General features: G+C 64.2%; 2 protein-coding genes. Both read right to left on the reverse strand.

Features of this window, described 5'->3' with window-relative positions; translation table 11 throughout:
• Positions 1-446: 446 nt before the first annotated feature.
• Positions 447-902, reverse strand: a complete 456-nt coding sequence (locus tag EOA60_RS33625; protein WP_095824520.1) for a GFA family protein — start codon at positions 900-902, stop codon at positions 447-449.
• 86 nt (positions 903-988) lie between these two features.
• Positions 989-1239: isochorismatase family protein (locus tag EOA60_RS33630; RefSeq protein ID WP_128312656.1), on the reverse strand; the 251-nt coding region annotated here is incomplete at its 5' end.

The raw sequence follows: 1239 nt of genomic DNA on the forward strand, positions 1-1239 counted from the left end.
GCGTTGAAGCGGCCGTCGGCAACGGTGAGGTCGGCCAGGGAGCCGTCGGCGAGTTTTGCGTTGAGAAAGCGGGGCAAGATGCAATCCATCAGCAATGATGCATCAGTCGTCGTCCCTCGGCCGGCAGAGGTCAATGCGGATCGGGATAGAAAGTGTTTCGCCCAAGTTCTCGGTCACCCGCGGTTGGCAGATCGCGCGTGCCCGATCGGCTGCGCCGCCGTTAACCTTAATTCCAAGCGGCGGTGGGGAAGTCCCTGCTCCCTGCCTATTCCGCTATCGCGGAAGTTTCGGCACGAGAAAAACATGCCATAGTCCAGGCTGCGGTACGAGGCCGCCTTGGTCGACGCGGACGCCCAAGCACATCCCCAACAATGTCGCCCCCAACGGCCGCGTCGACCTTGTACTGAACGGCGATCTGACCCGGGTCGCCGTTTTGTTTTGGGCCATCAGGCCTGGGACTTGGCGTATTCCGCGACCAGCCCGTCATATTCCTCGAAGGCCGGCAGGGCCGCGTAGCTGTGCAGGGCGGGCGTCTCGGCCCATGGCAGCTTCTCGCTGGTCCAGGTCTCGACGAAAGGCGTGAACCAGGCGGGGTGGTCCAGCATGGTCGGGCGCAGGTTGACGAACCAGTCGAGCCCCTCCGGCCGGGTGAACATCCAGCTCATGCAGTAGCCGCAGAAATAGTGTTTCGAAGCGCCGTGCAGGCCGCCGATCACCGGCTCGCCCTTGGTGATCTCGAAGCCATCCGCGGGAATGGCGGCGCTCAGCGAATAAGCGCTCGACGACATCTTCTGGCAGCCGGTGCAATGGCAGGCCATGGTGAGCAGCGGCTTAGCGGAGATCCTGAGGCGCACGCGGCCGCAGCGGCAGCCACCTTCGGCAGGCAGGGAGGGGATTGGCATGAGCGCTCCTTGGGTTGGTTTTCCCTTCTCATCCGTCGCCTTCGGCAACACGTTCTTCCCACAAGGAAGAAGGAGGAGCCAAGCCCTCAGCCCCCAATCAGCGCCGCGGTCGTCGTCAGCCGCGCGCCCTGCTCGGCGAAGGCTTTGTTGTGCCGGACGATGATGTCCGGCGCTTTCTCCTCCTCGGAATCGAGCGTCGAATGCGCATCCGAAACGACGGTGACGCCGAGGCCCTGGGCAAGAGCGCCTTTCACCGTGGCGGCAACGCAGAAATCGCTCTGGGCGCCGATGAGCACCACGTCGCGAACGCCCTGCCCCGCGACCCACTGCCCGAGAT

Source organism: Mesorhizobium sp. M1A.F.Ca.IN.020.06.1.1, from assembly GCF_004023265.1.
Classification (GTDB): domain Bacteria; phylum Pseudomonadota; class Alphaproteobacteria; order Rhizobiales; family Rhizobiaceae; genus Mesorhizobium.

Coding starts and splice junctions, on each gene's coding strand:
- EOA60_RS33625 (WP_095824520.1), bottom strand. CDS start 902: ATGCCAATCCCCTCCCTGCCTGCCGAAGGTGGCTGCCGCTGCGGCCGC.